Origin of the sequence: Rhodococcus sp. OK611, assembly GCF_003050885.1 — a bacterium.
Classification (GTDB): domain Bacteria; phylum Actinomycetota; class Actinomycetes; order Mycobacteriales; family Mycobacteriaceae; genus Rhodococcus_G; species Rhodococcus_G oryzae.
In genome coordinates this window covers 285,611-311,638 of record NZ_QAOZ01000002.1, presented here as the reverse complement: position 1 = coordinate 311,638, position 26,028 = coordinate 285,611, and the positions used below count along the sequence as shown (strand labels likewise).

At 70.2% G+C, this 26,028-nt stretch carries 27 protein-coding genes; 14 read left to right on the top strand and 13 right to left on the bottom strand.

Annotation, left to right across the window (positions count from 1 at the left end):
- The first annotated feature begins 444 nt into the window (after positions 1-444).
- The 4 genes from C8K38_RS03365 to C8K38_RS03350 all read left to right on the top strand — a co-directional run bounded on the left by C8K38_RS03365 (position 445) and on the right by C8K38_RS03350 (position 5,550).
- Complete coding sequence (locus tag C8K38_RS03365; protein WP_097210238.1) at positions 445-1,386, top strand: TauD/TfdA dioxygenase family protein; 942 nt, start codon at positions 445-447, stop codon at positions 1,384-1,386.
- Positions 1,386-3,701: an arylsulfatase gene (locus tag C8K38_RS03360; RefSeq protein WP_097210237.1), complete on the top strand. Its 2,316-nt coding sequence runs from the start codon at positions 1,386-1,388 to the stop codon at positions 3,699-3,701. Before C8K38_RS03365 ends, C8K38_RS03360 begins: the two co-directional genes overlap by 1 nt.
- 83 nt (positions 3,702-3,784) lie before the next feature.
- Positions 3,785-4,528: an SDR family NAD(P)-dependent oxidoreductase gene (locus C8K38_RS03355; RefSeq protein WP_097210236.1), complete on the top strand. Its 744-nt coding sequence runs from the start codon at positions 3,785-3,787 to the stop codon at positions 4,526-4,528.
- A 2-nt stretch (positions 4,529-4,530) separates the two neighbouring features.
- Positions 4,531-5,550, top strand: coding sequence for a DUF2804 domain-containing protein (locus tag C8K38_RS03350; RefSeq protein ID WP_097210235.1), 1,020 nt, complete (start codon positions 4,531-4,533; stop codon positions 5,548-5,550).
- A 2-nt stretch (positions 5,551-5,552) separates the two neighbouring features.
- Here the strand turns inward: C8K38_RS03350 and C8K38_RS03345 are convergent, their stop codons facing one another.
- From C8K38_RS03345 to dapA, 8 genes are all read right to left on the bottom strand, one after another.
- Positions 5,553-5,861 (bottom strand): hypothetical protein, encoded by a 309-nt coding sequence (locus C8K38_RS03345; RefSeq protein ID WP_097210234.1) that lies wholly within the window; start codon positions 5,859-5,861, stop codon positions 5,553-5,555.
- Positions 5,858-6,613: an ESX secretion-associated protein EspG gene (locus tag C8K38_RS03340; protein WP_097210233.1), complete on the bottom strand. Its 756-nt coding sequence runs from the start codon at positions 6,611-6,613 to the stop codon at positions 5,858-5,860. Before C8K38_RS03340 ends, C8K38_RS03345 begins: the two co-directional genes overlap by 4 nt.
- Positions 6,610-8,118 (bottom strand): PPE domain-containing protein, encoded by a 1,509-nt coding sequence (locus C8K38_RS03335; RefSeq protein ID WP_097210232.1) that lies wholly within the window; start codon positions 8,116-8,118, stop codon positions 6,610-6,612. Before C8K38_RS03335 ends, C8K38_RS03340 begins: the two co-directional genes overlap by 4 nt.
- A 589-nt stretch (positions 8,119-8,707) precedes the next feature.
- The gene (locus C8K38_RS26780; RefSeq protein WP_143548378.1) at positions 8,708-8,974 is read right to left on the bottom strand and encodes a hypothetical protein; all 267 of its coding nucleotides are present in this window, start codon (positions 8,972-8,974) and stop codon (positions 8,708-8,710) included.
- Positions 8,961-10,877 carry a glycohydrolase toxin TNT-related protein gene (locus C8K38_RS03330; protein WP_097210231.1) on the bottom strand — a complete coding sequence of 639 codons (1,917 nt, stop codon included), beginning with the start codon at positions 10,875-10,877 and terminating at the stop codon, positions 8,961-8,963. The genes C8K38_RS26780 and C8K38_RS03330 overlap by 14 nt, the downstream gene beginning before the upstream one ends.
- Positions 10,877-11,191: a WXG100 family type VII secretion target gene (locus C8K38_RS03325; protein WP_077040619.1), complete on the bottom strand. Its 315-nt coding sequence runs from the start codon at positions 11,189-11,191 to the stop codon at positions 10,877-10,879. The genes C8K38_RS03330 and C8K38_RS03325 overlap by 1 nt, the downstream gene beginning before the upstream one ends.
- A complete protein-coding gene (locus C8K38_RS03320; protein WP_179800441.1) occupies positions 11,188-11,682 on the bottom strand; it encodes a YbaB/EbfC family nucleoid-associated protein in 495 nt (164 codons plus the stop codon). The genes C8K38_RS03325 and C8K38_RS03320 overlap by 4 nt, the downstream gene beginning before the upstream one ends.
- Before the next feature lie 86 nt (positions 11,683-11,768).
- Complete coding sequence (gene dapA / locus C8K38_RS03315) at positions 11,769-12,665, bottom strand: 4-hydroxy-tetrahydrodipicolinate synthase (RefSeq protein ID WP_097210229.1); 897 nt, start codon at positions 12,663-12,665, stop codon at positions 11,769-11,771.
- A gap of 72 nt (positions 12,666-12,737) precedes the next feature.
- Here dapA and C8K38_RS03310 point away from each other — a divergent pair, with 72 nt between their 5' ends.
- Positions 12,738-13,643, top strand: coding sequence for a LysR family transcriptional regulator (locus C8K38_RS03310; RefSeq protein ID WP_097210228.1), 906 nt, complete (start codon positions 12,738-12,740; stop codon positions 13,641-13,643).
- On the opposite strand, the gene C8K38_RS03305 is transcribed toward C8K38_RS03310, so the two are convergent.
- Both C8K38_RS03305 and C8K38_RS03300 read right to left on the bottom strand, forming a co-directional pair.
- Positions 13,636-14,799, bottom strand: a complete 1,164-nt coding sequence (locus tag C8K38_RS03305) for a L,D-transpeptidase (protein WP_373560225.1) — start codon at positions 14,797-14,799, stop codon at positions 13,636-13,638. The two genes, C8K38_RS03310 and C8K38_RS03305, sit on opposite strands and share 8 nt — an antisense overlap.
- A gap of 129 nt (positions 14,800-14,928) precedes the next feature.
- Entirely contained in the window at positions 14,929-16,017 is a 1,089-nt protein-coding gene (locus tag C8K38_RS03300) for a UDP-N-acetylmuramate dehydrogenase (protein ID WP_269588550.1), read from the bottom strand.
- A 24-nt stretch (positions 16,018-16,041) separates the two neighbouring features.
- Between C8K38_RS03300 and C8K38_RS03295 the strand changes: the two genes are divergently transcribed.
- Genes C8K38_RS03295 through C8K38_RS03275 form a run of 5 tightly spaced genes read left to right on the top strand, consistent with a single transcriptional unit; the run spans position 16,042 to position 20,303 of the window.
- Positions 16,042-16,545 carry a DUF2505 domain-containing protein gene (locus tag C8K38_RS03295; RefSeq protein ID WP_097210226.1) on the top strand — a complete coding sequence of 168 codons (504 nt, stop codon included), beginning with the start codon at positions 16,042-16,044 and terminating at the stop codon, positions 16,543-16,545.
- Positions 16,546-16,595: 50 nt separating this feature from the next.
- Positions 16,596-17,099: a DUF2505 domain-containing protein gene (locus C8K38_RS03290; RefSeq protein ID WP_097210225.1), complete on the top strand. Its 504-nt coding sequence runs from the start codon at positions 16,596-16,598 to the stop codon at positions 17,097-17,099.
- Between the two features lie 47 nt (positions 17,100-17,146).
- Positions 17,147-17,647 (top strand): DUF2505 domain-containing protein, encoded by a 501-nt coding sequence (locus tag C8K38_RS03285; RefSeq protein WP_077040616.1) that lies wholly within the window; start codon positions 17,147-17,149, stop codon positions 17,645-17,647.
- A gap of 15 nt (positions 17,648-17,662) precedes the next feature.
- On the top strand, positions 17,663-18,466 hold the full coding sequence (locus C8K38_RS03280; RefSeq protein ID WP_097210224.1) for an SAM-dependent methyltransferase: 804 nt from the start codon (positions 17,663-17,665) through the stop codon (positions 18,464-18,466).
- A 40-nt stretch (positions 18,467-18,506) separates the two neighbouring features.
- Entirely contained in the window at positions 18,507-20,303 is a 1,797-nt protein-coding gene (locus tag C8K38_RS03275; RefSeq protein WP_097210223.1) for an acyl-CoA dehydrogenase, read from the top strand.
- Between the two features lie 13 nt (positions 20,304-20,316).
- Here the strand turns inward: C8K38_RS03275 and C8K38_RS03270 are convergent, their stop codons facing one another.
- A complete protein-coding gene (locus tag C8K38_RS03270; protein ID WP_245221149.1) occupies positions 20,317-20,916 on the bottom strand; it encodes a type IV toxin-antitoxin system AbiEi family antitoxin domain-containing protein in 600 nt (199 codons plus the stop codon).
- Positions 20,917-21,011: 95 nt separating this feature from the next.
- Between C8K38_RS03270 and C8K38_RS03265 the strand changes: the two genes are divergently transcribed.
- Complete coding sequence (locus C8K38_RS03265) at positions 21,012-21,779, top strand: LmeA family phospholipid-binding protein (RefSeq protein WP_097210222.1); 768 nt, start codon at positions 21,012-21,014, stop codon at positions 21,777-21,779.
- 33 nt (positions 21,780-21,812) lie between these two features.
- On the opposite strand, the gene deoC is transcribed toward C8K38_RS03265, so the two are convergent.
- A complete protein-coding gene (deoC, locus tag C8K38_RS03260) occupies positions 21,813-22,484 on the bottom strand; it encodes a deoxyribose-phosphate aldolase (RefSeq protein WP_097210221.1) in 672 nt (223 codons plus the stop codon).
- A gap of 77 nt (positions 22,485-22,561) precedes the next feature.
- On the opposite strand from deoC, the gene C8K38_RS03255 reads away from it, so the two are divergent.
- The 3 genes from C8K38_RS03255 to purU are packed head-to-tail and all read left to right on the top strand — an operon-like array spanning position 22,562 to position 24,888.
- Positions 22,562-23,095, top strand: coding sequence for a GNAT family N-acetyltransferase (locus C8K38_RS03255; RefSeq protein ID WP_097210350.1), 534 nt, complete (start codon positions 22,562-22,564; stop codon positions 23,093-23,095).
- 51 nt (positions 23,096-23,146) lie between these two features.
- A complete protein-coding gene (locus C8K38_RS03250) occupies positions 23,147-23,977 on the top strand; it encodes a class I SAM-dependent methyltransferase (protein ID WP_097210349.1) in 831 nt (276 codons plus the stop codon).
- Positions 23,978-24,000: 23 nt separating this feature from the next.
- A complete protein-coding gene (purU, locus tag C8K38_RS03245) occupies positions 24,001-24,888 on the top strand; it encodes a formyltetrahydrofolate deformylase (protein WP_097210220.1) in 888 nt (295 codons plus the stop codon).
- Positions 24,889-24,937: 49 nt separating this feature from the next.
- Here purU and C8K38_RS03240 read toward each other — a convergent pair whose 3' ends face one another.
- Entirely contained in the window at positions 24,938-25,966 is a 1,029-nt protein-coding gene (locus tag C8K38_RS03240; protein WP_097210219.1) for an alpha/beta fold hydrolase, read from the bottom strand.
- Positions 25,967-26,028: the final 62 nt, after the last annotated feature.

The following is a 26,028-nucleotide window of genomic DNA, read 5'->3' as shown; positions in this document are numbered from 1 at the left end:
ACGCGAATTCCTTGCGCTTCGTCCCCGGCGGGGGACAGACCTACACGGCGTGGGCGAGCGCTGACCAGGTCAAACGGCGCGAGACCGACCGCCGTGACGCCCCACAGGGGCGTCCGGGATCAGGCGTCGAGGTACGAGGAAGTGGCAGCGCGGACTAGCGAGAGATACCGCGAGGGGAACAACAGAGTTCCCGCGCCAGGGGCAGGCGTGAGCCCAGTGCGGCGGTCACATAGGTGACCCGCATGGGGTGAGGCCTGCCGGAGTTCATGGCGTCAAGCTAACACCTCGCCGAATTCTCCACCAGCCGAGGGGAAATACCCGTCGGGGCGACGATCCGGAACACGGTTGCGATCAGCATGACGGAAACCCTTGGCCACCGCAGGCATCGCTGGTTGCCTGGCACAGGTACCACAGCGAGTCCCGTCAGACTACGAAAGGCCAATCATGTCAATCGATTTCGAAACCCAAACGACCGCGACGGGAGCCTCCGTCGCAAAGCTCGGCGCCCACATCGGCGCCCGCGTCGACGGCGTCACCCTCGGCGGCGACCTCGATCCGGCGACCGTCTCACTTATCCGGCAGGCCCTGCTCGAGCACAAGGTGATCTTCTTCCGCGGCCAGCAGCACCTCGACGAGGACTCCCAGTACGCGTTCGCCCAGCTGCTCGGTGAGCCGACCACCGCGCACCCCACCGTCACCTCCCGCGGTGAGCGGGTGCTGCCGATCGACTCCGAGTACGGCAGCGCCAGCAGCTGGCACACCGACGTCACCTTCGTCGACCGCATCCCGAAGGCCTCGATCCTGCGGGCCGAGGTGTTGCCCTCCTATGGCGGCTCGACCACCTGGGCGTCCACCGTCGCGGCCTACGACACCCTGCCCGAACCGCTCAAGGCCCTGGTGGAGAACCTGTGGGCGACACACACCAATCTCTTCGACTACGCCGCGAGCACCGCCGCGACCGTCGACGGCAAGGGTGAGGAGTACATCCGGGAGTTCCAGTCCACCTACTACGAGACCCAGCACCCGGTCGTGCGCGTGCACCCGGAGACCGGTGAGCGCTCGCTGCTCCTCGGCCACTTCGTCAAGGGCTTCGTCGGCTTCGGGCCCGCCGAGTCGCAGGCGCTGTTCCAGTTGCTGCAGGCGCGCGTCACGAAGCTCGAGAACACCACCCGATGGAACTGGGAGGACGGCGACGTCGCGATCTGGGACAACCGCGCCACCCAGCACTACGCCGTCGGCGATTACGACGGGCAGCGCCGTCGCCTCACCCGGATCACCCTCGCAGGCGATGTCCCGGTCAACACCCACGGCGAGCGCAGCCGCATCGTCACCGGCGACGCCTCGCACTACTCGACCATCGACCAGCCGGTGCGGGTCGCGAGCTGATGACCGTCCCGCCGCACGCCAGGGGCTACGAGGGGTTTGCCGGCCGGATCGGCCGGACCACCGACGACTCCACCCCGTCCTGGGCGCCCGTCCCGTCGGCCGCCCCGGGTTCACCGAATGTCGTCGTCGTGTTGATCGATGACATGGGCTACAGCGACATCGGGCCCTTCGGCTCCGAGATCGACACGCCCAACCTCGATCGCCTCGCCGCCTCGGGCGTGCGGCTGACGAACTACCACACCACCCCGCTGTGCTCGCCGTCGCGCGCGGCGCTGCTCACCGGGCTCAATCCGCACCGAGCCGGCTACGGCTTCGTCGCCAATGCCGATCCCGGTTACCCGGGCCTGCGACTCGAACTGGCCGACGACGTGCTCACCTTGCCCGAGATCCTGCGGGCAAGCGGCTACGCCACCTACGCCGTCGGCAAGTGGCACCTGGTGCGCGACGCCAACCTGCGCCCCGGCGCGAATCGCGATTCCTGGCCGACGCAGCGCGGGTTCGATCGCTACTACGGGTCTCTGGAGGGCCTCAATTCCTTCTACTATCCCAACCAGCTGGTCTCGGACAACTCCGCCGTCGACGTGGACGATTACCCCGAGAACTATTACCTCACTGACGATCTGACGGACAAGGCGATCGGCTACCTCAAGGACCTGCGCGCCCACGATGCCGACAAGCCGTTCTTCCTCTACTTCGCACATGTGGCCATGCACGGACCACTCCAGGCCAAGCCCGCGGACGTCGCGAAGTACCGCGGCCGCTACGCCGAGGGCTGGGATGCGCTCCGGGAGAGCCGCTTCGCGGCGCAGCTAGCGCAGGGACTGTTCCCTCCGGGGACCGAGCAGGCGCCGCGCAACTCCGAGGCCGGATTCGATGTGCCCGAATGGGACTCGCTGACGCCTGAGCAGCAGCGCCGCTTCGCCCGCTATATGGAGGTGTACGCGGGCATGGTCGACAGCGTCGATCAGAGTGTCGGGCGGGTCCTCGACACCATCGAGCAACTCGGTGAACTCGACAACACCATCGTGGTGTTCACCTCCGACAACGGCGGCACCGCGGAGGGCGGGCCCGAGGGCACCCGGTCTTACTTCTCCCAGTTCGCCCACGTCACCGACCCGGACTGGGTGGGCGACGTGCCGCACGACGAGGAACTGATCGGGACCGCGAAGCTCGGCGTGCACTATCCGCGGGGCTGGGGCCAGGCGTCGAACACCCCGTTCCGCTTCTACAAGGGACAGTCCTTCGCCGGCGGCGTCCGGGTGCCGTTCGTACTGTCGTGGCCAAACGGACTGCGAAAGCAGGACGGCGACACCGGAATCCGCGAGCAGTTCACCTACGTCACCGACCTTGCGCCGACCCTGCTCGGGCTCGTCGGCATCGACCCCCCGACCGTGCGGGGCGGACTACCGGCCAAGGAGTTCGACGGGGTGGATGCCTCCGCGGTGCTGCGAGACGGGACCGTCCCGTCCTCGCACACCGAGCAGTACACCGAGATGACCGGCAACCGCGGCTACTACCGCGACGGCTGGAAACTGCTCGCCCTGCACCCCGGCCCGGACGTGGACGCCCCCCGCTGGCAGCTGTTCGACGTTCGGACCGACCCGACCGAACTCCACGACCTGGCGGACCGGCTGCCGGAGAAGGTCGACGAGTTGGCCGCGGCATGGGACGAGGCGGCCTGGGCGAACACGGTGTTCCCCTTGCTGAGCGGCGGCGCCCTCGCCGTCCGCAGGCCGGCCGAGCAGGCGTTGTCGCGGCCGGTCCGGATCCTGGCGGGCACCCCGCCCCTGGAGCGCTATCGGTCCTCGAAGCTGATCGCCTTCCGCGACTTCGAGATCGCCGCCGAGTTGGGTGGATCCGGATTCGCGCGGGGCGACGAGGGCGTCCTGGTGGCGCACGGCGACCCACAGGGCGGCTACCTGCTGTACATCGAAGACGGGCACCTGGTGTTCGGGCTGAACAGCTACGGCCGGTACACCTCCGTCGACGCCGGTCCGGTGCCCGTGGGCGCCAGCAGGCTCGAGGTCTCCGCGACGGTCGCCCCGCGGCTCCGCTGGGACTTCACCGTCCTGGTCGACGGCGTCGCCGCCGGGGAGCTGCTCGGGCAGGTGCAGCTGGTCGGCATGGCCCCCTGGACCGGCATCTCGGTCGGGGTGGACGCCCGCGGCCCGGTGTCCTGGGATCTGCGGCAGCGGCGCGGCCCCTTCCAGTACACCGGCGCACTGCGTGCGGTCACCTACACACCTGGCCCCGTCCAGGTGCCGGGCGGGGCCATCGAGCGGATCGAACGCGAGGCCGAGTACGCCGCCGATTAGGCAGCTCCGCTGCCCGTGCGCGGTTGACGAGTCCAGGGACCCGCCAACCGCGCACGGGCGCCGCAGGCGCCTAGGCTGAGCCCATGACCATCTCGCCTGATGCACAAGTCGCCGTCGTCACGGGAGCGAGCTCCGGAATCGGTGAGGCCACCGCGCGCACGCTCGCCGCGCAGGGGTTTCACGTGGTTGTCGGCGCGCGGCGGATCGACCGCCTGGAGAAGCTGGCCGAGGACATCGGCGGCACCGCGCTCGAACTCGATGTCACCGACGAGGACTCGGTGGACGCCTTCGCCGCGGTGCTGCCGAGGGTCGACGTCCTGGTCAACAACGCGGGCGGCGCCAAGGGCCTGGCCCCGGTCCTCGAGGCGGACCTGGACGACTGGCGGTGGATGTGGGAGACCAACGTCCTCGGCACCCTGAAGATCACCAAGGCCCTGCTGCCGAAGCTGATCGCCTCCGGCGACGGGCTCATCGTCACCATCACCTCGGTCGCCGCGTTCGAGGCCTACGACAACGGATCCGGCTACACCTCGGCCAAGCACGCCCAGGCGGTGCTGCACCGGACGCTGCGCGGCGAGCTGCTCGGCCAGCCCGTGCGGCTCACCGAGATCGCCCCCGGCGCAGTGGAGACCGAGTTCTCCCTGGTGCGCTTCCACGGCGACGAGGACCGCGCCAAGAAGGTCTACGAGGGCATCACGCCCCTGGTCGCCGCGGACGTGGCCGAGGTGATCGGGTTCGTCGCGTCCCGCCCCTCGCACGTGAACCTCGACCAGATCATCATCAAACCGCGCGATCAGGCCGGCCCCGGACGCTTCTCGCGGACCTAGGCGTGCAGCACCGGCTGACCGCGGGCCCGCTGCTCGACGAGCGTGGCCGGCTCGCCGAGGCGGGCTGGTCCACGTCCGAGGTCCGCCGGTACGACCGGGCAGCCGTCGCCGCACCCCGATTCCGGATCAAGGAGTGGGACTACTACTGCGTGCTCACGCAGGACGTCGGTCTCGCGCTGACGGTCGCGGACAACGGCTACATGGGCCTGCTCGGGGTCTCGTGGCTCGATCTCGGGGCGCGCGCCGAGGTGACCGAGAACGTGATGCTGCCCTTCCCGATGGGCTCGATGGCGTTGCCCGCAAGCGCCGATGCCGGCGACGTGCTGGCCTCACACAAGGGTCTGCGGATCTCGTTCCGGCACACCGAGGGTGGCCGGTTGCTCGCGATCGATCACCCGGGGTTCGACGGCGGGCGCGGGCTGAGCGGTGAGCTCCTGCTGTCCCAGCCCACCATGGATCGGATGGTTGTCGCCACGCCGTTCCGCAAGGCCCCCAAGGCCTTCTACTACAACCAGAAGATCACTTGCCTTCCCGCGAGCGGTGAGGTCGTGGTCGGCGGGCACTCGTTCGCGTTCGACCCCGGGTCGGCGTTCGGCGTGTTCGACTGGGGCCGCGGCGTCTGGACCTACGACAACACCTGGTACTGGGGCTCGACGTCCGGGCTCGTCGGCGGAAAGCCGTTCGGGTTCAACATCGGTCACGGTTTCGGCGACACCTCCGCGGCCACCGAGAACATGGTGTTCGTCGACGGTCGCGCGCACAAGCTGGACCAGGTGACCTTCCACCTCCCGGCGGGCACGTTCGACGGCGCACCGTGGACCTTCACCAGCAACGACCGCCGGTTCGAGATGACGTTCGAGCCGATCCTCGACCGGGCGGCCAGCACCGATCTCTTGGTCCTGCGCTCCATCCAGCACCAGGTGTTCGGGCGATTCAGTGGTCACGTCGTCCTCGACGACGGCAGCACGATCGAGATCGCGAACCTGCTCGGGTTCGCGGAGGAGGTCCGCAACCGCTGGTGAGCTCAGGCGCCGCGGCCCGGCCCCGGGTCGAGGATCAGCAGGGCGTCCAGCTCCCGGTTCCGGCAGCGGCGGACGAACTCGGCCGCCGAGCCCGGGTCGGCGGCGAAGCGCTCGTGCGTCGGCCCGTCGATCTCGTAGAACTCCTCCGCCTCCGCGACCCCGTTGGCCGCGGGAATGGCCAGGTAGTGGCGCCCGGTGGTCTCCTCGATTCCCAGCGAGAAGCGCAGTTCGAGGCAGATGAACTGGTCCCGGAAGCTCGGCGACGCGACGGCCGTCTCGGTCCGGTCCTGTTCGCGCCGTACCTGTCTCATCGGCCGACGGCCCCTGAGCGCGCGACGCCGACGAGCCGCTGCACCTCGGCGGCGATGTCCTCACCGCGGGCGGGCAGTGCGCTCACGATGTCGGAACCCCGCACGAGGTAGCGCCCGTCGTCGGCGAAGTCCATCCAGTGGAAGCCCTGTCCGTCGCCGGTCGGCCGGTTGTCGTAGGCGGGGCCCGCGAAGACCGTGATCTCGCCCAGCCCCGTGCGCGGGCGCCGGAAGAACTCGTCCCGTTCCTCGTTCCCGCGTGCCCGGCTGGCCGACTGCATGAGGGAGCCGCTCGCAGGCGCCACCGACCGGGGCACCGACACGCCCCGACGCCGACCCGCGGCTACGGCCGGGATCGATTGGGCCACAAATGTTCCCACCTGCGCGACGGGAGCGGATGCCAGCAGGACGTCGGCGCCCGCGTGCAGGTCAGGCCCCGGCAGCTGAACGGCCACGGCCGCGACGGACTGCCCGATACCGGCGTGCATCCTGATCATCGACTCGAGCCCGGCGCCGCGAAACCCGCACAGCTCGATCCGGACCACCGGCTCGGCCAGCGCGACCAACGCCTCGTACAGGCGCTCGTCGAGCATCGGGACGACGCTCTGCGCGGCCGCCCGCCGGTCCGCCCGGAACTCGTCTTCCGTGGCCGCGGTGCCGCGGAACTGGAACGGGTAGGGCAGGCGGTCCCGGCCGAATCGCTCCCACAGAACCGTGAACTCGAGGGCGGTCAGGCGCCACCGACCGTCGCTCATCCGCCGATGACCGGCGGCGCGACCTTCGGGAGCCTGCCCACCAGTTCGTTGCCGTTGTCGACGTTGACGAGGTAGCTGGGCGTCTTGTGCTCGGTGTCGTCATCGCCGTTGGCGCGGGCGCCACCCGGCGCCATGCCGCCGCCCATCGCGCCAGGACGGCCCGCGGCGCCCGCCGTGCCACCGCCGGCTCCACCCGCGCCCGCCGCACCACCGGCCGCGCCCGGCACGCCCATCCCGCCGCCGAGGCCACGCGAGGAGCCACCCAGCCCGCCGGTCGCGCCAAGGCCTCCGCCCGCGCCCGCGCCGTAGGACGCGCCGGACCCGGCACCCGCGCCGAGCCCCGAGCCGGAGCCCGACGCGCCGTGGCCTCCGGATCCGGTGCCGCTGCCGGTACCTGTGCCGGTACCTGTGCCGGAACCGAGCCCGCTACCGGTCCCGTCGGCACCGCCTGCGGCCGCGGGAGCGGTCCATGCAGAGGACGGATCGGTCTGCGCGAAGGGCGAATTCGAGCCGTCGGTGCCGGAGGCGGCGCCGTCCGGCGACAGCGGGTTCGCGCCCGCGTTCGGGTCGAAGGGGTCGGCTCCTGGCGATCCGGGCGCCGGATCGTTCCCGACTCCCTGCCGCGTCGGGGGGACCGGGGCATCCCCCGGTCCGGTGTAGCCGGAGGGGTTGTAGCCGGACGGTCCCCCGGTGTTCGTTTCGCTGCGCGGCGAGAACGTGCCGTCGCCCTCACGGTCTATCACGTTCTTTGGCTTCGGGAGGATCGGGACGTTGGTGTCGGCCTGCTGCATCACCGGCGTGTATACGGTCTTCATGATCTGGATCGCCTGCTGGCGGGCCTCGTCCTTGCCGTGCACCAGCTGCTTGACCATCCCGACCGAGGGCAGCGCGACGTTGACGAGCGACTCGAGCGCGGAGATGGCCTCCACGGCGGGCATGGTCGCCTTGACCTGCGAGATCCCGGTCGCCGCCTCGGCCACCTTGGTCCCCACCAGCTGGCCCGCCACCGCCAGCTTGTCGGAATCGGCGACATAGGCCGCCGTGGCCGTCACCGCGGCCTCGGCGGCGACGCCCTCCCACTTGCCGTCGATCTCCTTCGAGATGAAGTCCTTGAACTCGGCGAGGCCCTCACCGAGCGAGGATCCGATCTTCGCCCAGCCCTCGGCGCTCGCCCGGATCGGATCCGCACTCATCGCGTCGACGGCGGACTTGATGGCCTCGTGCGACATCGAATCGAAGCTGTCGGGCACCACAGACGGCGGTTCGTAGCCACCACCGAACTCAGCCTTGAGACCGTCCTGCCGGCTGTAGAGCTCGGAGCGCTCGGTGTTGCCGGCCTCCTGCCGATCCTCGACGCGGTCGCGCTCGTCGATGTCGTAGCCGGACACCACATCGATGATCTTGTTTCCGGGGTCGCGCGCCAGATCGCTCAGGTCGTCCAGGGCACCCGTTGCCAGGTCGCCCATCGACCCCTTCAGCTCGTCCAGGCTCGGCAAAATCGACATCTCAGATCCCCCTCGCCGTGCTGAACATCGTGGTCAACGCACCACAGGCCGCGCCAACGGCGACCTGGCTCCCGAACCTCTTCCGCACCGACACTCCCCCACTGGTCCCGACCGATACCGGTCCTCCCTAGATAGACGCAGCACCGCACCCATCCGTTCCATCCGGATCACGACAAACCCGGCGAGGCAGCTCACCCCTCCATAGCTGCCCCGCCGGCCACCGTTCCGAATCCGGCCCGAGGGGTATCAATGCGCCGCAAGCCGCACATTCGCAGCCCGCGTCCACCCCCGTGTGCGCGATACTTCCCACCCGGCCCAGTTCTCACGGCTTACCTGGAATAGACGCACCACGGAGCGAATCGGTTCCGTGGTCTACTGGGAAAATCCGTACCGAAACCCGGCAGCACGGCCAAACTGGTCCGACCACTACTGCGGTATGGCGTTCTACCCCCACCAGTTCCCCGAACTGCCCCAAAATCGGCGACCGCCTGCTCGTGTCAGCACACGTGATCAACCAGCCGCCGCTCAGACGAAATCATGCGGTCCCCCGCGCGAATCTCCGTCTCGTCGGAAGCAATCGAACCTCTCGTCACAATGCATCAGGCTTGGAAAGAGCACGCAGCCTGGATATTGCGGCATCCACTCCGCCGTGGGAATCGAAGAAGTACAGGCATGCATCGTGCTCTGAATTGAAGACCTTCCGGTCATACTTTGATCCGCGTTCGCTGTAGAACACTTCCCACTGACCGGCGGGCGTTTCGGAAACCGAGAAAGAGTCATGGGTCATCCCATTGACCACCACCGGAACACGTATACCGGCCAACTCGAGCGCTTCGATCAATTCAGAACTCTTCACTTACTACCTCTCTCAAGTAACCCGCGTTGATCAGATCCACGATCGAATGAGTTGTGTGGTACTGGATTCCACCACCCGGTTGCGCCATCGCTTCGGCGATCCGGCCCATGAACACCGGAATTGGCCGAACAACCTGATACTGATGATAGCCCTGGTCGAGCGAGGTAAAGGGAAGGCCTCGCTCCGGAAACGGCACGCCCGGCGGCGAAGCGAACCGCCCGTATGGCGACCCAAATCTGTCCATCGTCTCGCCGGGTTGGAGGACGACCGGACGCCTCTCATCGGGTGACTCAAACCCATCGGGGTGGAGGCCGGGATCCGGCCATCCCTCGACCATCGGCGTACCCCACGCGTCTATCCTTGTTCCTGGCGGATGATCCTCATCTCCGGGCCAGTGCGCCTCAAGCCATTGATCCCGGGTTAACAACGAGCCGTATGGATTCCAGTCGTCAGGGATCAATTCCTGAACGTGCGGATCCGACTGCAGTAGTCCCCGGTTCTCGAGGACCAGGTCTTGGAGATCCTGCCGCGAGTGAACCGCCTCGATTTCACTCGAATCGATCAAATGCAGCAGGGGATGATTACCGAGGGTGGCTTCTCCGGCCTCGATCACCCCCGCGGGCGGATGTCCCGTGGTCGATTCCAGATAGTCATCTGGGGCGGTGATCTCTTGGACTGGAAGTGGATAGCTCTCGAATGCAGGCTCAGGATCTGTGGGGCTTCTACCGTCGAACCCTGCATCTTCCGACAGCGAGTCCAGTCCATCGGACGTGTCGAATGGAGGCTGTCCATGACCGGCCGGCGATGCGGAATGCGGACTTACCTCTGTCGACTGCTGAACGGCGGTGCCCATGTTCAACCCACCCGGCCTCGCCGTGGGCGATGTCGCAGTGGATCCCACCCCGCCGCCCGCCGTCGGTTCCGTGATCCCCATGTTCAATCCGCCGGTGCGCGGGGCCGGCCCCGCCGACGCCGCATCCGCGACCGAACCCGGGCGCGGCGCGGCGTCGGCCGAACTGGGCACCGTGCTCGCGGGCGTCTCCAATGGCGAAAAGCGGGGCGTGTCGACCGACGAGGTGGGACGCGTGGCGGTGTCCCCGTCGCCCGCCGCCCCGACGCCGCCGCCGATCGCGCCCGACGCGAGGTCCTGCCAGGACACACCCTGACCCGACGCCGCCGCGCTGGCCGCTGACCCGGCCGCCCCGGCTATCGTCTCCGTGCCGATCTGCCCGAGCGGTGACCCCGAGCCGAACCGGCTCACCCCGCCGGAGACCGCGCCCTCGACGAAGCCCTCGATCGCACCGGACGCCAGGCTGCCGGTGTCCAGCCGGTCCCGGTTGCCCTGCAGGATCTGTAACGACTGGATTGCGCCGTCCAGCAACACATTCTGCGCCGCGCTCACCGCGGCGTGCTGGATCAGCTTCATGATCAGTTGCCGCACCACCATCCGTACCGCGACCTGGGTGGCGATCTGGGCGGCGGGGATCGCCGCGGTGCTCGCGCCAAGGGTCGGGATGGCCGCCGCGGCGAGCGCCGCAAGCTCGGCCGCCAGCAGCGCCAGCGCCGCGATGATCGTCAGCTTCGCGTACTCGACGTCGGTTGCGGTGGTGTCGCACGATTCGGACAGCTGATCGCACAGCGCGACCAGCGACAGGAACGCCCCGTCGGCACCGTCGAAGTTCTCCCAGTACTGCGCCATGGCCGCGTTGACGTCGCCGAGCACGGCCGCCAGCGCCTTGTCCATCGCGGCGTCGCCGTCCTGGGCGATCAGTTCCACCGCCGACGAGGCCGAGTCCCAGGCGTCGGCCAACCGGCGCAGGGAGGTCTCGTCGGCCGCCGGCCAGTCCGCCCCCACCGCGATCGAGGCGACGCCACGGAGCCACCCCGGGATCTGGATCCCCATCAGGCCGGTCCGCCGAGGCTGCCCGCGAATCCCCGATCCGAACCGTCGAAGGCGTCCGCGGTCTCGGTGACCGCGCCCGCGATCGCCCGCATCGCCTCGGCGACCTTGAGCAGGCCGTCCACCGCCGAGTCGGCGCCGGGCACGTAGCCCTCGGCGAAGGCCGCACCGGTCTCGTCGGAGCCCCAGCTCGCGCCCTCGGCCTGCAGCGCGCCGGACAGCTGGGTCCGGGTGCGGTCCAGCGCGTCCGCGACCGCCTCGAACCGCGGTGCGGCGGACCGCAGCCCGTCCGGGTCGACCCAGACCGGGCGGCTCACTGGTCGGCCCCGCGCAGGATGGACGCTCCGGGTTCCCACCCGGATTCCTCCGAGTCCCCGTCGGCCACAGCCACCTCCGGCGCCGCCGGCACCAGGTTCCGCAGGCTCGGCGCACCCGGGATCAGGTCGGGCAGGTCGGGGAGGTCGACGTCGGCCTGCGACACCGGCGCCATCAGGTCCTGCACGCGGCGGCGTGCGGTCGCCGCCGCGTCGCGGGCGGTGGCGGCGATGGCCTCCCCCAGCCGGGACGGCGTGGACCTCGCGAACGCCTCCGGTGCGAGGTCGACATCCACGACCGCTCCGGCCGAATCGACGGTGACCGTGGCCAGTCCGTCCGGCGTCCGCGCCTCCACCCGCAGGGCCGCGACCTCGGACTGCGCCCGGGACAACAGGTCCGACCGGCGGTGCAGGTCCTCGAGCATGCCGTCGATCTGAACCCGCAACGCCTCGTTGCGGGCGCGCAATTCCTCGCGCGCACCCGGATCCCGCACCCGTACCCCCACCGAATCACAAGGGCCGCAGCTTCGGCCCGTCATCCTTCTAGACGCGGCGCGGGCCGATTCGGTTCCACCTCGAATCAGACCGCCGCGAGCGCTGTTCGGAGTTTCGCGAGGTCCGGCGCGGGCGTTTCGAGCAGGGGCATGCGGACCGTCGCGTGCGGGATGATGCCCAGTTCGGCCAGCGCCGCCTTGGCCATGATGGCACCCTGCGAGGTCCGCATCACGGCCTCGGTCAGGCCGAGCAGGGACCGCTGGATGCCCCGGGCGGATTCGAGGTCTTCACTCCGGACGGCTCGGATCAGCTCCGCGTTCCGGTCGGCGACGATGTTGCCCACGACGCTGACCACGCCGCAGGCGCCGATCGACAGGTAGGGCAGGTTGAGTTCGTCGCTACCGCAGTAGTAGGCCAGCGACGAGCCGGCCATGACGGTCATGGCGTCGAAGAGGTCCTCCTTGGCGTCCTTCACCGCCCGGATCCGCGGGTGCCGGGCGAGCTCGATCAGCGTGTCCGTCGCCAACGAGATACCGGTCCGCGCCGGGACGTCGTAGAGCATCACAGGCAGGTCGGTGGCATCGGCGACCGCCAGGCAGTGGGCCACGACCCCGGCCTGGGTCGGCCGGGAGTAGTACGGACAGACGACGAGCAGGGCGTCGGCGCCTGCGGCCTCGGCCTGCCGCGCCCGCTCGACGCTCGCGGCCGTGTCGTAGGTGCCGACGCCCGCGATCACCCGTGCCCGGCCCCTGGCCCGGTCGGCCACCGCCGACACCAGGTCGACCATCTCGGCCTCGGTCAATGTGGGCACCTCGCCCGCGGTGCCGCCCACGACGATCCCGTCGCACCCGGTGGCCAGGAGGTGGTCGACCAGGCTCGCGACCCCCTTCGCGCTGACTGCGCCGTCGGGCCGCATCGGGGTCACCATCGCGACCAGGTTCGAGCCGAACAACGCCTGGGCAGTCTCACGGGAATCGGTCATGAGGCGATCCTGCCCACCCCATTTCCATCGGTCCAGCGATGCTTTTTTACCAATAATGCGTAGCCTGGCTTCATGATCGATGTCGGGTCTCTCAGCGCGTTGCGATCGGTCGCCGTGCTCGGGACCATCGCCAGCGCGGCGGACGAGCTCGGCTACACCGCCTCGGCCGTCTCCCAGCAGATCAAGCGCCTCGAACGCCAGATCGGTGTCGCGCTGCTTGCGCCCGCCGGGCGCGGGGTCGTCCTGACCCCGGCCGGTCGGGCGCTACTCGACGCCGCCCCCGAGGTCTTCCAGTCCCTGGAACGCTGCGCCGAAGCGGCCCGCTCCGTCGCCGACGGCACCCCCACCGGGGTGTTGCGGGTGGCCGCCTTCTCCACGGCCATCCGCGGACTCCTGGCCCCGCACCTGCCGGACCTGGCAGCCGAGTGGCCCGACCTGCACCTGCAGGTCACCGAGCAGGACCCCGACCAGGCGCTGCACTCGGTCGCGGCGGGCGCAGCGGACCTGGCGATCATCCACGACGCCGACGGGCTCTCGCCCCGGCTGCCGTCATCGCTGACCTACCGGCATCTGCACACCGATCTCGGCGACCTGGTGATGCACCGGAGCCACCCGCTTGCCGCCGACCGGCAACCGCTGACCAGCGCGGACGTCATCGCCCATGCCTGGGTGACCAGTCCACCCGGCACCGTGTGTCACCAGTGGTTCCGACGCCTGGTCGCGGACCAGCCTGGTGAACCAGACGTCCGCCACCTCGTCGACGACTTCGCGACCCAACTGTCGCTGGTCGCCGCAGGCGAGGTCATCGCCCTGGTTCCCCGCCTCGCCAGGCCCGCACTCGGCGACGACCTCGTCACCCGCGTCCTTCAACCACCGCCCATGCGCGAGGTCTCGGCCGCGTGGCGGCGCAGCGCCGACGCGAGCCCGGCCATCCGAGCCGTGGTCGCCGAGCTGCTCCCAGGCGCCGACGTCAGCTGACCGGAACCGCCGCGCCACCGGCAGGCAGCGCCGACATCTCCTGCCACGCGGCCCAGTCGACCGCCCAGTCGTAGATGTCGCCGTCCGCGGCGGACAGCGGGATCCGGGTCCCGGTGACCTCGACCGGGTCGCCGTACAGCGCGGTGCCGAAGTACTCCTGGGCGTCGCTCAGGGAGAGGTTGATGCAGCCGTTGGTCACGTTGGCCGCGCCCTGCACGCCGGTGGTCTCGGGGTTGGCGTGGATGAACTCGCCGTTGTTGGAGATGCGCACCGCCCACCGCTCGCGGACGTTCTCGTAGAAGGGCGGGTTCGACATGAGGAAGTCCTCGTGCTTCTCGCTGACCACGTGGACGCCGCTGCGGGTCACGTTGCGGTCCTCGTTGCCCTCGCCGTAGCTGACCGGGAGGTCCATCACGGTCGCGCCGTCCCGCACCACCTGCATGCGGTGGCTCGGGGCGTCCGCCTTGACGATCTGGCTGCGGCCGATGGTGAAGTTCAGGCTCAGGTCCTCGGCGCCGTACGCCCCGTCCCCGTAGTCGACGCCGTACAGGTTCGCCGTGAGGTTCACCGTCGTGCCGGGCGCCCAGTAGTTCTGCGGGCGCCAGTGCGCGCGGGACCCGTTGTCGTCGGGCAGCCAGGCCCACGACCCGGGGGTCGGCGGGTTGGTGGTCACGGTCAGCGCCTTCTCCACCGCCGCCTTGTCCTCGACGTGGTCGCTGAACTTGAGGATGATCGGCGCCGCGATGCCGACTTGCTGACCGTCCGCGATGTTCGTGTTGGCGGACGTCGTCGACTGCGGGGTCACCGTGGTGAGCGAACCCTCCACCGGCACGGTCTTGCCGTCGGAGCCGACCGCCCCGCCGGACCAGGTGTAGCGCGCGCCGTAGCCGAGCGGCTCGGAGACGGTGAAGGTGGTCTTGTCCGGGGACAGCACGCCCTGCACGGGCCTGCCCGCCTCGTTGGTGAGCGCGACCCCCTGCAGCGTGCCGCGGGCGGCCGTCACGGAAACCGGCGCCGTCGGGCTGACGTCCTCGGCGCCCGCCGCGGGGACCTGGGTGACCGCCGCGACCGGCCCGCTCGCCGCCACCGGGTTACCGCCCCCGCCGCCGATGGTGCAGCCCGCGAGCACCGCGACCGCCGCGAGCAACACGGCTATCGACGAGAACCCGCGGACCTTGTTCGTCCGAACACGCTGGATTACCACGCAGGCCACGGTACCTGCGCAGATGATGTGGCCCACGTCGCGCCGACCGCTGGACCTGGGAAAGGCCAGGGGAAGGCCTGGTCAGATGGTGCAGCCCACGGTCACCGGCTCCGGTTCGAGCCGGACCCCGAACGCCTCCTGCACCCCGTCCCGCACCTCTCTGGCCAGCGCCAACAGGTCCTCGGTCGACGCGCTCCCCCGGTTCGTCAGGGCCAGCGTGTGCTTGGTGGACAGCCGCGCCGCCGCGTCCGCTCCCGGGTGCCCCTTGGTGAACCCGGCCCGCTCGATCAGCCAGCCGGCCGACAGCTTGGTGCCCGCGTCGCCGGGGAACTGCGGCACCCGCACGTCCTCGCCGAGCCGCCCCGCGATGGCCGTCAGCACCGCGGGCAGCCGATCGTCGGCGAGCACCGGGTTGGTGAAGAAGGAGCCTGCGCTCCAGGTGTCGTGGTCGGCGGGGTCGAGAACCATGCCCTTGCCCGCACGCAGACCGAGGACGACCTCCCTGACCTTCGCCGCCGGACGGCGTTCGCCCTCCTCGGCACCCATGGCGTGCGCCAGCTCCCGGTACCGCAGCGGCTCGCTCAGTCCGTCGGGGCGCAGGTCCAGCTCCAGCGCCAGCGCCAGCGCCGCGTCCGAGTGCTTGAGCACGCTGGTCCGGTAGCCGAGGCCGAGCTCGTCCGGCGTCACCCACCGCACCTCACCGGTCGCGCGGTCCAGCAGCTGCACCCGCCGCAGCAGGGTGCCGACCTCCACGCCGTAGGCCCCGACATTCTGCACCGGCGTCGCGCCCGCCGACCCGGGGATCCCGGACAGGCACTCGAGGCCGCCGAGGCCCGCCTCGACGGTCCGCGCGACGACGTCGTCCCATACGGCGCCCGCCTCCGCCAACACCGAGTCGGGGCCGAGCCGGATCGCATCGTTGGCCACCCGCACCACGACGGCGTCGACGCCCTCGTCGGCGATCACCAGGTTGGACCCGCCGCCGAGGACGAGCGTGGGGGTGCCCGCCGCGTCGAGCGCGCGCACCACTCCGACGATCGCGTCCGTGTCGCGGCAGGTGAGCATCGCCCGTCCGGGCCCGCCGAGCCGCAGCGTGGTGAACCGCGACAGCGGCACGCCCTCACTCAACTCGGCACCGAACTCCGCCGCGATGTCACTCAATGCCTGCACGGGGTCAAACGGTAGCCTGCCGACATGGCCCGCAGCATTCCGCATTCCGCGTCCTACCCGCAGCCCGTCGACCAGGTGCACCGGGCCCTGACCAGCGAGCGGTACTGGCGCGACCGCCTGGCCGAGGTCGGCGGCGAGGGAGCCGAGCTGGGTCATGTCGTCACCGGCGAGGGCACCATCGACGTGGAGATGGCGCAGGCCATCCCGGCCGAGCACCTGCCCCCGATCGTGTCCAAGATCCGCCCCGGCGACCTGATCATCACCCGGACCGAGACCTGGGGCGCCCTGGACGGCGGGCGCGCCACCGGCACCTTCAGCGCGCGGGTCGACGGGCTGCCCGGCGAGGTCACCGGCACCCTCACCCTTGCCCCCACGGGCACCGGCGCGGCCATCACGCTCGACGGTCGGGTCGAGGTGAAGCTGCCGCTGATCGGCGGCAAGATCGAGGCCGTCATCGCCGAGCAGGTCGTCGAACTCCTCGACGCCGAGCACGGGTTCACCGAGGGCTGGATCGCCGCCAACGGCTGATCCGGATGGGGCAGATGTGACCTGGGTGATACCAATGTAAATTGCGGGGCATGTCACGCCGAATTGAGTTCACCGCCAACTACACCCGCCCCGCCGCCGAGATCCACCGCACGCTCACCGACGAAGGATTCTGGCGCAACCGCGTCGAGCAGGGCGCAGACAAGGGCCTCACCCTCGCGCACCTCACCGCCGGTGAGGGCACCATCGACGTCGCCCTCGCCCAGGACATCGACAAGGCCGCGCTGCCAGGCGTCGTCTCCAAGATCCTCAAGGGCGAACTGTCCATCACCCGTGGCGAGGTGTGGGGCCCGCTGACCGACGGCAAGGCCGAGGGCACCTTCAGCACCACCGCCACCGGCATCCCGATCAACGCCTCGGGCACCGCGACCCTGGTCGACACCGCCGAGGGCTCCACCCTGACCGTCGAGGGCGACGTCGAGGTCAGCGTGCGCCTGATCGGCGGCACCATCGAGGGCCTGGTGTCCGAGCAGATCCTCGGCATCCTGGCGAAGGACCAGGAAGTCGTCGAGGAGTGGATCACCGCCAACAGCTGACGCGGGTGTTGTCGGTGCGCCGAGCCCGAGCCGGTACCCTCCGGGTCATGGCTCGACGCATCGACTACTCCGCCCGTTACACCCATCCCGCCGAGAAGGTGTACTCCGCGCTGACGAACCGGGACTACTGGGAGGCGCGGATGGTCGAGCTCCGCAAGTTCTCCGACAATCACGTCGAGAGCTTCGAGGTCGGCGACGACGGCATCGACCTCGTCTTCCACCACATCATTCCGCGGGACACCCTGCCCGACATCGCGCAGACCGTGATGAAGAAGGACATGGTGATCACCCGCAAGGAGCACTACAGCGTCTTCGGCGACGAGGTCACCGGCACCTACTCGGCCTCCATCCCGGCCGGCCCCGGCAGCCTCAGCGGCACCATGGCGCTGTTCGGCACCGACACCGGCTCCACGCTGCGGACCTCCTCCGAGGCGAAGGTGTTCATCCCCTTCGTCGGAGGCAAGCTCGAGCAGCTGATGCTGGTCAACCTCGTCGACCTGTTCCGCACGGAGGCCCAGGTCACCGCGGACTGGCTCGCCGAGCAGTAAAAAAAACCGAACCTCGTGTCCCGCCCGAGCGGAACCCGAACGGGTTCCGGCAAACCGGACGGCGTCATCACCCGCGGCACCACCGGCATCAACCGGCTGCGCCGCAGCGACCGCTGGCTGATGCACCGGGCCGCGGTCGCCGACACGCTGCACGCGGCCGGCGACCCGCTGGTCGTCGACCTCGGCTACGGCGCCCGCCCCCACACCACCTTCGAGCTGGCGTCCCGGCTGCGCACCGTCCGCCGCGACATCCGAGTGGTCGGCCTGGAGATCGATCCCGCGCGGGTGGTCGAGGCCCGCGACGGCGTGAGCTTCGCGCGCGGCGGCTTCGAGCTGGCCGGGCTGAACCCCGTGCTCATCCGCGCGTTCAACGTGCTGCGCCAGTACCCGGAGGACGCGGTCGCAGGCGCCTGGGCCAAGCTGCAGTCCGGGCTGGCGCCCGGCGGCTTGCTGATCGACGGCACCTGCGACGAGTTGGGCAGGCGCTGCGCCTGGGTGCTGCTCGACGCGGACCGCCCGCTGTCGCTGACCCTCGCCTGGGACCCGTTCGACATCGAGCGGCCGAGCGACATCGCCGAACGGCTGCCGAAGGCCCTGATCCACCGCAACGTGCCGGGCGAGCCGGTGTACGAGCTACTGCAAGCAGCCGACCGGGCGTGGGCGACGGCGGCCCCGCACGCCCCGTTCGGTCCGCGGGTGCGGTGGCGGGCGGCCGCCCAGCTGCTGCGACAGCAGGGCGTGCCGGTGGAGGTCCCACGCCGACGGCTCCGCGACTGCGTACTGACGGTCCCGTGGTCGCTGGTCGCCCCTTCGATCTAGCCTTGTCGTGACCGAAGCACCTGCGAAGGGACCTGTGAGAATGCGTTCGACCCTGCTGTCGCGGAGAGATCTCGACTTTCTGCTCTACGAATGGCTCGACGTCGAGGCGCTGACGGACGACCCCCGCTACCAGGAGCATTCCCGCGACACCTTCGACGCGGTGCTCGATCTCAGCGAGCAGCTGGCAACCCGGCACTTCGCCACCCACAACAAGAAGGGTGACGAGCAGGAGCCGAGCTTCGACGGCACCCGGGTCACCATCATCCCGGAGGCCAAGCAGGCCCTCGACGCGTTCGTGAAGGCGGACCTGATGGGCGCGGGCATGGCGTACGAGGCAGGCGGGCTGCAGCTGCCCGCGACGGTCACCGGAGCCTGCTTCGCCTGGTTCCAGGCCGCGAACGTCGGCACCGCCGCCTACCCGATGCTGACCATCGGGAACGCGAACCTGCTGCTCGCGCACGGCAGCCCGGAGCAGATCGAGACCTACGCCAAGCCGCTCGTCGCGGGCCGCTTCTTCGGCACCATGTGTCTGTCGGAGCCGCAGGCGGGGTCCTCGCTCGGCGACATCGTGACCCGCGCCGAGGCGCAACCCGACGGCAGCTACCGGCTGTTCGGCAACAAGATGTGGATCTCCGGCGGCGAGCACGATCTGGCCGAGAACATCGTCCACCTGGTGCTGGCCAAGATTCCGGGCGCGCCCGAGGGCACCAAGGGCATCTCACTGTTCGTCGTGCCCAAGTTGCTGGTCGAGTCCGACGGCAGCCTCGGCGAACGCAACGACGTGACGCTGGCCGGGCTGAACCACAAGATGGGCTACCGCGGCACCACGAACACCGTGCTGAACTTCGGCGACGGCACCCACACCCCCGGCGGCGCGGCGGGCGCCGTCGGATACCTGGTCGGCGAGCCCGACAAGGGCCTGTCGTACATGTTCCACATGATGAACGAGGCCCGGATCGGGGTCGGCCTCGGCGCGACGGCGCTCGGCTACACCAGCTACCTCAAGTCCGTCGACTACGCCCGGCTGCGCGAGCAGGGCAGGCCGGTCACGGCGAAAGATCCTGCCGCCAAGCCGGTCCCGATCATCGAGCACGCCGACGTCAAGCGGATGCTGCTGGCCCAGAAGTCCTATGTGGAGGGCGCGCTGGCGCTGGAGATGTTCTGCATGCGGATGGTCGACGAGCAGCGGATCGCCGAGACCGTCGCCGCCCGTAACCGGATCGGCCTGCTGCTCGACATCCTCACCCCGATCGCCAAGAGCTGGCCGTCGCAGTGGTGCCTCGAGGCGAACAACCTGGCGATCCAGGTGCACGGCGGGTACGGCTACACCCGCGAGTACGACGTCGAACAGCACTACCGCGACAACCGGCTCAACCCCATCCACGAGGGCACCCACGGCATCCAGGGCCTGGATCTGCTGGGCCGCAAGGTCACCCAGCAGGGCGGCATCAGCCTGCGGCTGCTGAGCGAGTCCATCGGGCGCACCATCGCGGACGCCGAGGAGACCGACGGCGAGCTCGCAGAGCTGGCCGAGCAGCTCGGCGAGGTGCTCGGCCGGGTCGGCACGATCACCGCGGGGTTGTTCGCGTCCGGCGACGTCGAAGCGGCCATGGCCAACAGCTCGGTCTATCTGGAGGCGGTCGGGCACGTGGTCGTCGCGTGGATCTGGCTCGAGCAGATGCTCGCCTGTGAGGGCAAGACCGGCGACTTCTACGACGGCAAGCGGCAGGCCGGCCGGTACTTCTTCCGGTACGAGCTGCCCAAGACCGGCCCGCAGCTGGCGCTGCTCGCCTCGCTCGACCGGACCACGCTGGAGATGCGGGACGCCTGGTTCTGATCGACCCGCCGGGTCAGGCCCAGGCGGACAGCGCCCGGCCGACCCGGCGTTCGACCCGGACCGACTGCCCCGCCGCGCCAGCCTCGAGCGCAGGCCGGTCGAGCCTGCCGATGGCCAGCGCGTCGCCGACCACCTCGTCGAGCACCCACTGCGAGACCCCGCTCTCGGCCAGGTCGAGCACCGTCCGCAGCGGGGTGGTGATCAGGAAGGCACCGGTGTGCTCGCAGTCGGCGGGCCCCAGGTCGGCGCGGTGCACCGCGACCCGGTCGGTCCGGACGTGCACGGGCGCGCCTGCGGTCACGTGCAGGAACTGCGGGTGCAGGTGACCGAGGCCGTACAGCTCGGCCGCGCTCTGATGGGAGACGACGGCCCCCTGTAACTGGACGCACCGCCTTGCCACGTCCTCCAGGTCGGTGTGCGGCCACGGCGACAACCGGAACAGGTCCCTGTCGACGCGTTCCCACGCGCCCGCGCCGAGCGCGCGGCCGATCTCCCCCGGCGAAAAGCCGAGCGTGCGCGCCTGTCCGGCGGTGAAATACCCGGCCTGTTCGAGCGCGCACTCGAACAGACCCCGCTCGCGCTCCTCGTGGCGCCGCACGACCCCGTCGTCCATGACGTCACAGTACGTGCGACTGTGGCATGGATCACAGGGAATTCTCGCAGCGCGTTCTCAGATCCCCCACAGACTTCTGGGGAAGAATCCGTGCAATGGCCTCCCCCGCGAACACTTCGTACCGGTCCGCGAACTCCGGACCGAAGCGCAACCGCACCCTGCTGATCGTGCTGATCGTGATCGCCGCGCTGGTCGCGGTCCTGATCTCGGCCGAGCTCTACGTCCGGCACAACGTCAAGCAGTGCATGGCCCAGCAGCTCGAGAGCGAGCTCGGCTCCCAGGTCGACGTCGGGTTGAGCTGGAAGCCGGTGCTGCTGCAGGCGATCGACAAGAACGTCCCATACATCACGGTCACCAGCGACGACTCCAGCTTCGGCCCCGCCAAGGACATGCACGTCACGGCGAAGGTCAACGACATCGAGCTGACCGACAAGGGCGGCGGCACCATCGGCAGTTCCACCGCAGACGTGGACTGGTCCACCGCCGGCATCCTCGCGACCATCCAGGCCCAGCCCTTCGGCCAGCTGGTCTCCGGCGTGACCGCCGACCCGACCGCGGGCACGCTGTCGTTCCAGGTCATCGGGCTCGCGGAGCTGACCGTCCGGCCGCAGGTGGTGGACGGAAAGGTCGACATCGAGACCGTTGAGGCCTCCGTCCTCGGCCTCGGGCTGCCCACCGACCTGGTCAGCGGCATCGTGGACGTGCTCGGCGACAGCCTGCAGACGCTCCCGCTCGGGATGTCGGCGACCTCGCTGACCATCACCGACGGTGGACTGCAGATGTCGATGGCCGGCGGCGCCTACACGATGCCGGAGGCCTCCCCCGAGGCGCAGGCCACGGGCGGCGGCTGCTCCCTGCTGTGATCCGCGCTCGCGGTGGCCGGGTGGCGGTTCGCGCTATCCGGCCGCCGCGAACCCGTCCAGCACGGCCCGGGTTCCGGACAGGCCAAGCCTGGTCGCGCCCGCCTCGATCATCTCCCGCGCGGCGTCCGCGGTCCTGATCCCGCCGCTCGCCTTGACGCCGAGCCTGCCGCCGACGGTGGCCGCCATCAACCGCACCGCGGCCGCGGTGGCACCGCCCGCCGGGTGGAAGCCTGTCGAGGTCTTGACGAAGTTCGCCCCGGCCAGTTCGGCGGCCCGGCAGCATTCGACGATCGCCTCGTCGGACAGCGCAGCGGTCTCGAGGATCACCTTGAGCACGGTGGCGTCGCCGATCCCCTCCCGCACGGTGAGGATGTCCGCGAGCACCGCGTTGTAGTCGCCCGCGACCGCCGCGCCCACATCGATCACCATGTCGATCTCCCTCGCGCCCTGCTCCACCGCGAGCCGCGCCTCCGCCCCCTTGATCAGGGAATGGTGCTTGCCCGACGGGAAGCCGGCCACGGCGGCGACGGCCAGCCCCTCGGCCCGCACCGGCAGCATCGACGGCGATACGCAGATGGCGTACACGCCGAGGTCGCGGGCCTCCGCGATCAGCGCGTCGACATCGGCGGGCGTTGCCTCCGGCTTGAGCAGGGTGTGATCGACCATCTGGGCGACCCGGTCTCGGGTCAGCGGGGCGTCAGGCATACCGAAGAGCTTGGCACAGCGCGGTATCCGAGCGAATCCGGTTGCGGCCGCGCCCCGCGGCGCTGCACACTGCCGGGATGCTGATCCGACGCGAGCGCCCCGATGACGTCGAGGCCATCGCGGCCGTGCACCGCGCCGCGTTCGCCGAGCACCAGCCCGGCGAGACGACCCGCCCCGCGGGCGAACCTATGGAGGTCGGGCTGGTCGCGAGGTTGCGGGCGTCCGAGGCGTGGCTGCCTGCGCTGTCACTGGTCGCCGAGATCGACGGCGAGATCCGCGGCCACGTCTGCCTGACCAGGGCCACCGTCGCCGGTCGGCCCGCGCTCGCGCTCGGTCCGATCGGGGTGCCGCCCGAACACAAGGGCCACGGGATCGGCGCCGCGCTGATGCACGCCGTCCTCGGGGCGGCGGACGCACTCGACGAACCGCTGGTCGCCCTGCTCGGACACCTCGACTACTACCCGCGGTTCGGGTTCGTGCCCGGGTCGACGCTGGCCGTCGACCCCGGCGTCCCGGACTGGGTCTCGCATTTCCAGATTCGGACACTGTCGGCCTACACCCCGGACCTCGCGGGCGAATTCCGTTACGCGGAACCGTTCTACGAGGAGTGAACGCGCGGTGACACGTTCCATAATGTGAACCGTCGCGGCTACCGTGTCGGTATGAGCGCCGACGAGCTGGCCGCCGTGTTCAACGCAGGCGCGGCCGAGTTCACCTGGCTGACCCCACAGATCTGGGGCCCGGCCGGGCAGGCACTGGCCTTCCAGTTGCGGCTGGGGCCGGGCGACGCGGTCCTCGACGTGTGTTGCGGCGCAGGCGCCTCGGCGCTGCCCGCGGCCGCCGCCGTCGGTCCGGGCGGCCTGGTACACGCCGTCGACCTCGCGGACGACCTGCTGGAGGAGGGCAGGCTGCTGGCGTCCGATCGCGCCCTTCAGAACATCGACTTCGTGCACGCCGACGCCACGGAATGGGAGCCGCCGAGCACGGTCCCCGAGGCCGGCTACGACGCGCTGGCCAGCTCCTACGGGGTGTTCTTCCTCCCACGCATGGACGAGTCGGTGAACCGGCTGGTGAACCTGGTCCGCCCCGGCGGCAAGGTCGGCGTCACGGCCTGGCGCCGCGGCGCCCTCGAGGACTACGCCGGGGCGTATTTCGACGCGGTCGGGCGGCACGTGCCGGGCGTCGACGTCGGTGCCCGCGACAACCGCGATGACCCGCTCAAGAAACTCGATACGACCGACGCGCTGAGCGCCTGGCTCGCCGGTTTCGGCACCTCCGCCGTCGAGATCAACGAGCTGTCCAACTGGCTGCCCGCGACCCCCGAGCTGGCATGGGGACTGGTGCTGGGCAGCGCCCTACGCGGCACCCTGGTCGGCCTCGACCCCGGCACCGTCGAGGCGATCCGGCTCGAGTTCCTGACGCTGCTCACCGAACGCGACATCGAGACCCTCGACCTGGGCACGCTGGTCGCCACGGCAGTCGTCGACCGCTGACCGGTACCTGCGACACTGGGTCCATGAGCTCGCCTACCACCGACGACGACCGCCGTTTCGTGCTCTCGCTCGGCACCCCGGACCGCACCGGCATCGTCGCCCGGATCTCCACGTTCCTCGCCGAGGTCGGCGGATCCATCGTCGAGGCCGCGTACCACGCGGACGCCGACAGTGGCTGGTTCTTCACCCGGCAGGCCGTGAGCGCCTCCTCGATCGACATGAGCATCGACGAGCTCCGCACCGCGTTCGCCGCGGTCGCCGCCGAGCTCGGCCCCGACACCGAGTGGACGCTGCAGGATTCGTCCGAGCGCAAGCGCGTCGTGCTGCTGGTGAGCAAGGAGGCACACTGCCTGCACGACCTGCTCGGTCGCGCCGCGGGCGGCGAGCTACCCGCGGACATCTGCGCGGTCATCGGCAACCACATGGACCTGGCGCCCGTCGTGGAGGCGCACGGGCTCACCTTCCACTACGTGCCGTTCCCGAAGGACCCGGCCGAGCGCGGCCCGGCGTTCAACCGGGTTCGCGACCTGGTCGACGCCCACGACCCCCACGCGGTGGTGCTGGCCCGCTTCATGCAGGTGCTGCCCGCCGACCTGTGCGAGCACTGGGCCGGGCGCGCGCTCAACATCCACCACAGCTTCCTGCCGTCCTTCGTCGGCGCCAGGCCCTACCACCAGGCGTTCGCGCGGGGCGTGAAGCTGATCGGCGCGACCTGCCACTACGTGACAGCCGAGCTGGATGCCGGGCCGATCATCGAGCAGGACGTGATCCGGGTCGACCACGCCGACGAGGTCCGCGACATGGTGCGCCAGGGTCGCGACATCGAGAAGCTGGTGCTCGCCCGTGGCCTGCGCTGGCACCTGGAGGACCGGGTGCTCGTGCACGGCCGCAAGACCGTCGTCTTCAGCTAGGCGCTCCGCGCCCGTGAGTCCTTGTGGTCCCCCTGCGGGCCAGAAGGACTCACAGTCGGGCGAGGCGGCGGATCTCGTCGTTGACCGGGCCGGGGGCCTCGACGGTGCTCATGTGGCCGATCGCGGGCAGCCGGATCAGGCGCTGCAGGTGCCCGGCCTCGTCCAGCACGTCCGAGATCCGCCGCGAGTGCGACTGCGGGGTGAGCCGATCGGCGGTCCCGACCAGCACGGTGGTCGGTACCTGCAGGTTCTCCAGCGCGGCGCGGATGTCGAGCATGCTCAGCGCGGCGCCCCAGCCGCCGCGGGTCCGGCCGTGACAGTCGAGCACGATCCGGGTGCAGAACTCGACCTCCTCGCGCGTGGACCCGGGCGCCATCGCCGCGTACTGGATGACGCGGCGGGTGGCGGGCGTATCCACCCGCACCGAGCTGCGCCAGCCCAGGAGAACCCGGCCCACCGGCGGCGGGATCGTCGGCAGCCGCTGCGAGAGCGGGATCAGCGTGGACTCTGCGACCAGGCTGTCGGTCGCGGTGCTCGCCAGCATCACCGCGCGGGCCTTCGCCCGGACGTGCTCCGGGTACCTACCGGCCCACGACATGATGCTCATGCCACCCATGCTGTGGCCGACCAGGACGGCCTTCTTGTCGCCGGTCACGGTGGCCTCGAGCACCGCGGCCAGGTCGTCGGCCAGCAGGTCGGTGCTGAGCGGGTTGCGACCGAGCTCGGTACGCCCGTGCCCCCGCTGGTCGTAGGTGATGACGCGGAAGTCGTCGGCCAGCGCGTTGATCTGCGGGTACCAGTAGGCGGTCGAGCAGGTCCAGCCGTGGCTGAGCACGATGGGCTGCGCCTCGGGATCGCCGTAGGCCACCACGTGGATCGGGTGCCCGTCCGCCGAGGTGACGGAGATCGTCTCGGGCCGGTGCACGGGATCGCTCAGCGCGGGATTCGGCTCGGCCACAAAGGGTGCGCTCGACCTGGTCCGCCGGGAGAGCACGACCGCGCCCACACCGATGATCGCCGCTCCGGCCGCCGCTCCGACGAGGATCCGTCGCTTCGAACCCCGTGACTGTGCCGTCACCTGTCCACCTCCGTGATGTGCTGTTCATTGTCGATTGGGAAGCCGCCCTTGCCCTGACGTCA

Excerpts from the sequence above, each read along its gene's own strand:
- C8K38_RS03365 (WP_097210238.1), top strand. The coding sequence starts at position 445 with ATGTCAATCGATTTCGAAACCCAAACGACCGCGACGGGAGCCTCCGTC.
- C8K38_RS03360 (WP_097210237.1), top strand. The coding sequence starts at position 1,386 with ATGACCGTCCCGCCGCACGCCAGGGGCTACGAGGGGTTTGCCGGCCGG.
- C8K38_RS03355 (WP_097210236.1), top strand. The coding sequence starts at position 3,785 with ATGACCATCTCGCCTGATGCACAAGTCGCCGTCGTCACGGGAGCGAGC.
- C8K38_RS03345 (WP_097210234.1), bottom strand. The coding sequence starts at position 5,861 with ATGAGACAGGTACGGCGCGAACAGGACCGGACCGAGACGGCCGTCGCG.
- C8K38_RS03340 (WP_097210233.1), bottom strand. The coding sequence starts at position 6,613 with ATGAGCGACGGTCGGTGGCGCCTGACCGCCCTCGAGTTCACGGTTCTG.
- C8K38_RS03335 (WP_097210232.1), bottom strand. The coding sequence starts at position 8,118 with ATGTCGATTTTGCCGAGCCTGGACGAGCTGAAGGGGTCGATGGGCGAC.
- C8K38_RS03330 (WP_097210231.1), bottom strand. The coding sequence starts at position 10,877 with ATGGGGATCCAGATCCCGGGGTGGCTCCGTGGCGTCGCCTCGATCGCG.
- dapA (WP_097210229.1), bottom strand. The coding sequence starts at position 12,665 with ATGACCGATTCCCGTGAGACTGCCCAGGCGTTGTTCGGCTCGAACCTG.
- C8K38_RS03310 (WP_097210228.1), top strand. The coding sequence starts at position 12,738 with ATGATCGATGTCGGGTCTCTCAGCGCGTTGCGATCGGTCGCCGTGCTC.
- C8K38_RS03295 (WP_097210226.1), top strand. The coding sequence starts at position 16,042 with ATGGCCCGCAGCATTCCGCATTCCGCGTCCTACCCGCAGCCCGTCGAC.
- C8K38_RS03290 (WP_097210225.1), top strand. The coding sequence starts at position 16,596 with ATGTCACGCCGAATTGAGTTCACCGCCAACTACACCCGCCCCGCCGCC.
- C8K38_RS03285 (WP_077040616.1), top strand. The coding sequence starts at position 17,147 with ATGGCTCGACGCATCGACTACTCCGCCCGTTACACCCATCCCGCCGAG.
- C8K38_RS03275 (WP_097210223.1), top strand. The coding sequence starts at position 18,507 with ATGCGTTCGACCCTGCTGTCGCGGAGAGATCTCGACTTTCTGCTCTAC.
- C8K38_RS03270 (WP_245221149.1), bottom strand. The coding sequence starts at position 20,916 with ATGGACGACGGGGTCGTGCGGCGCCACGAGGAGCGCGAGCGGGGTCTG.
- C8K38_RS03265 (WP_097210222.1), top strand. The coding sequence starts at position 21,012 with ATGGCCTCCCCCGCGAACACTTCGTACCGGTCCGCGAACTCCGGACCG.
- deoC (WP_097210221.1), bottom strand. The coding sequence starts at position 22,484 with ATGCCTGACGCCCCGCTGACCCGAGACCGGGTCGCCCAGATGGTCGAT.
- C8K38_RS03255 (WP_097210350.1), top strand. The coding sequence starts at position 22,562 with ATGCTGATCCGACGCGAGCGCCCCGATGACGTCGAGGCCATCGCGGCC.
- C8K38_RS03250 (WP_097210349.1), top strand. The coding sequence starts at position 23,147 with ATGAGCGCCGACGAGCTGGCCGCCGTGTTCAACGCAGGCGCGGCCGAG.
- purU (WP_097210220.1), top strand. The coding sequence starts at position 24,001 with ATGAGCTCGCCTACCACCGACGACGACCGCCGTTTCGTGCTCTCGCTC.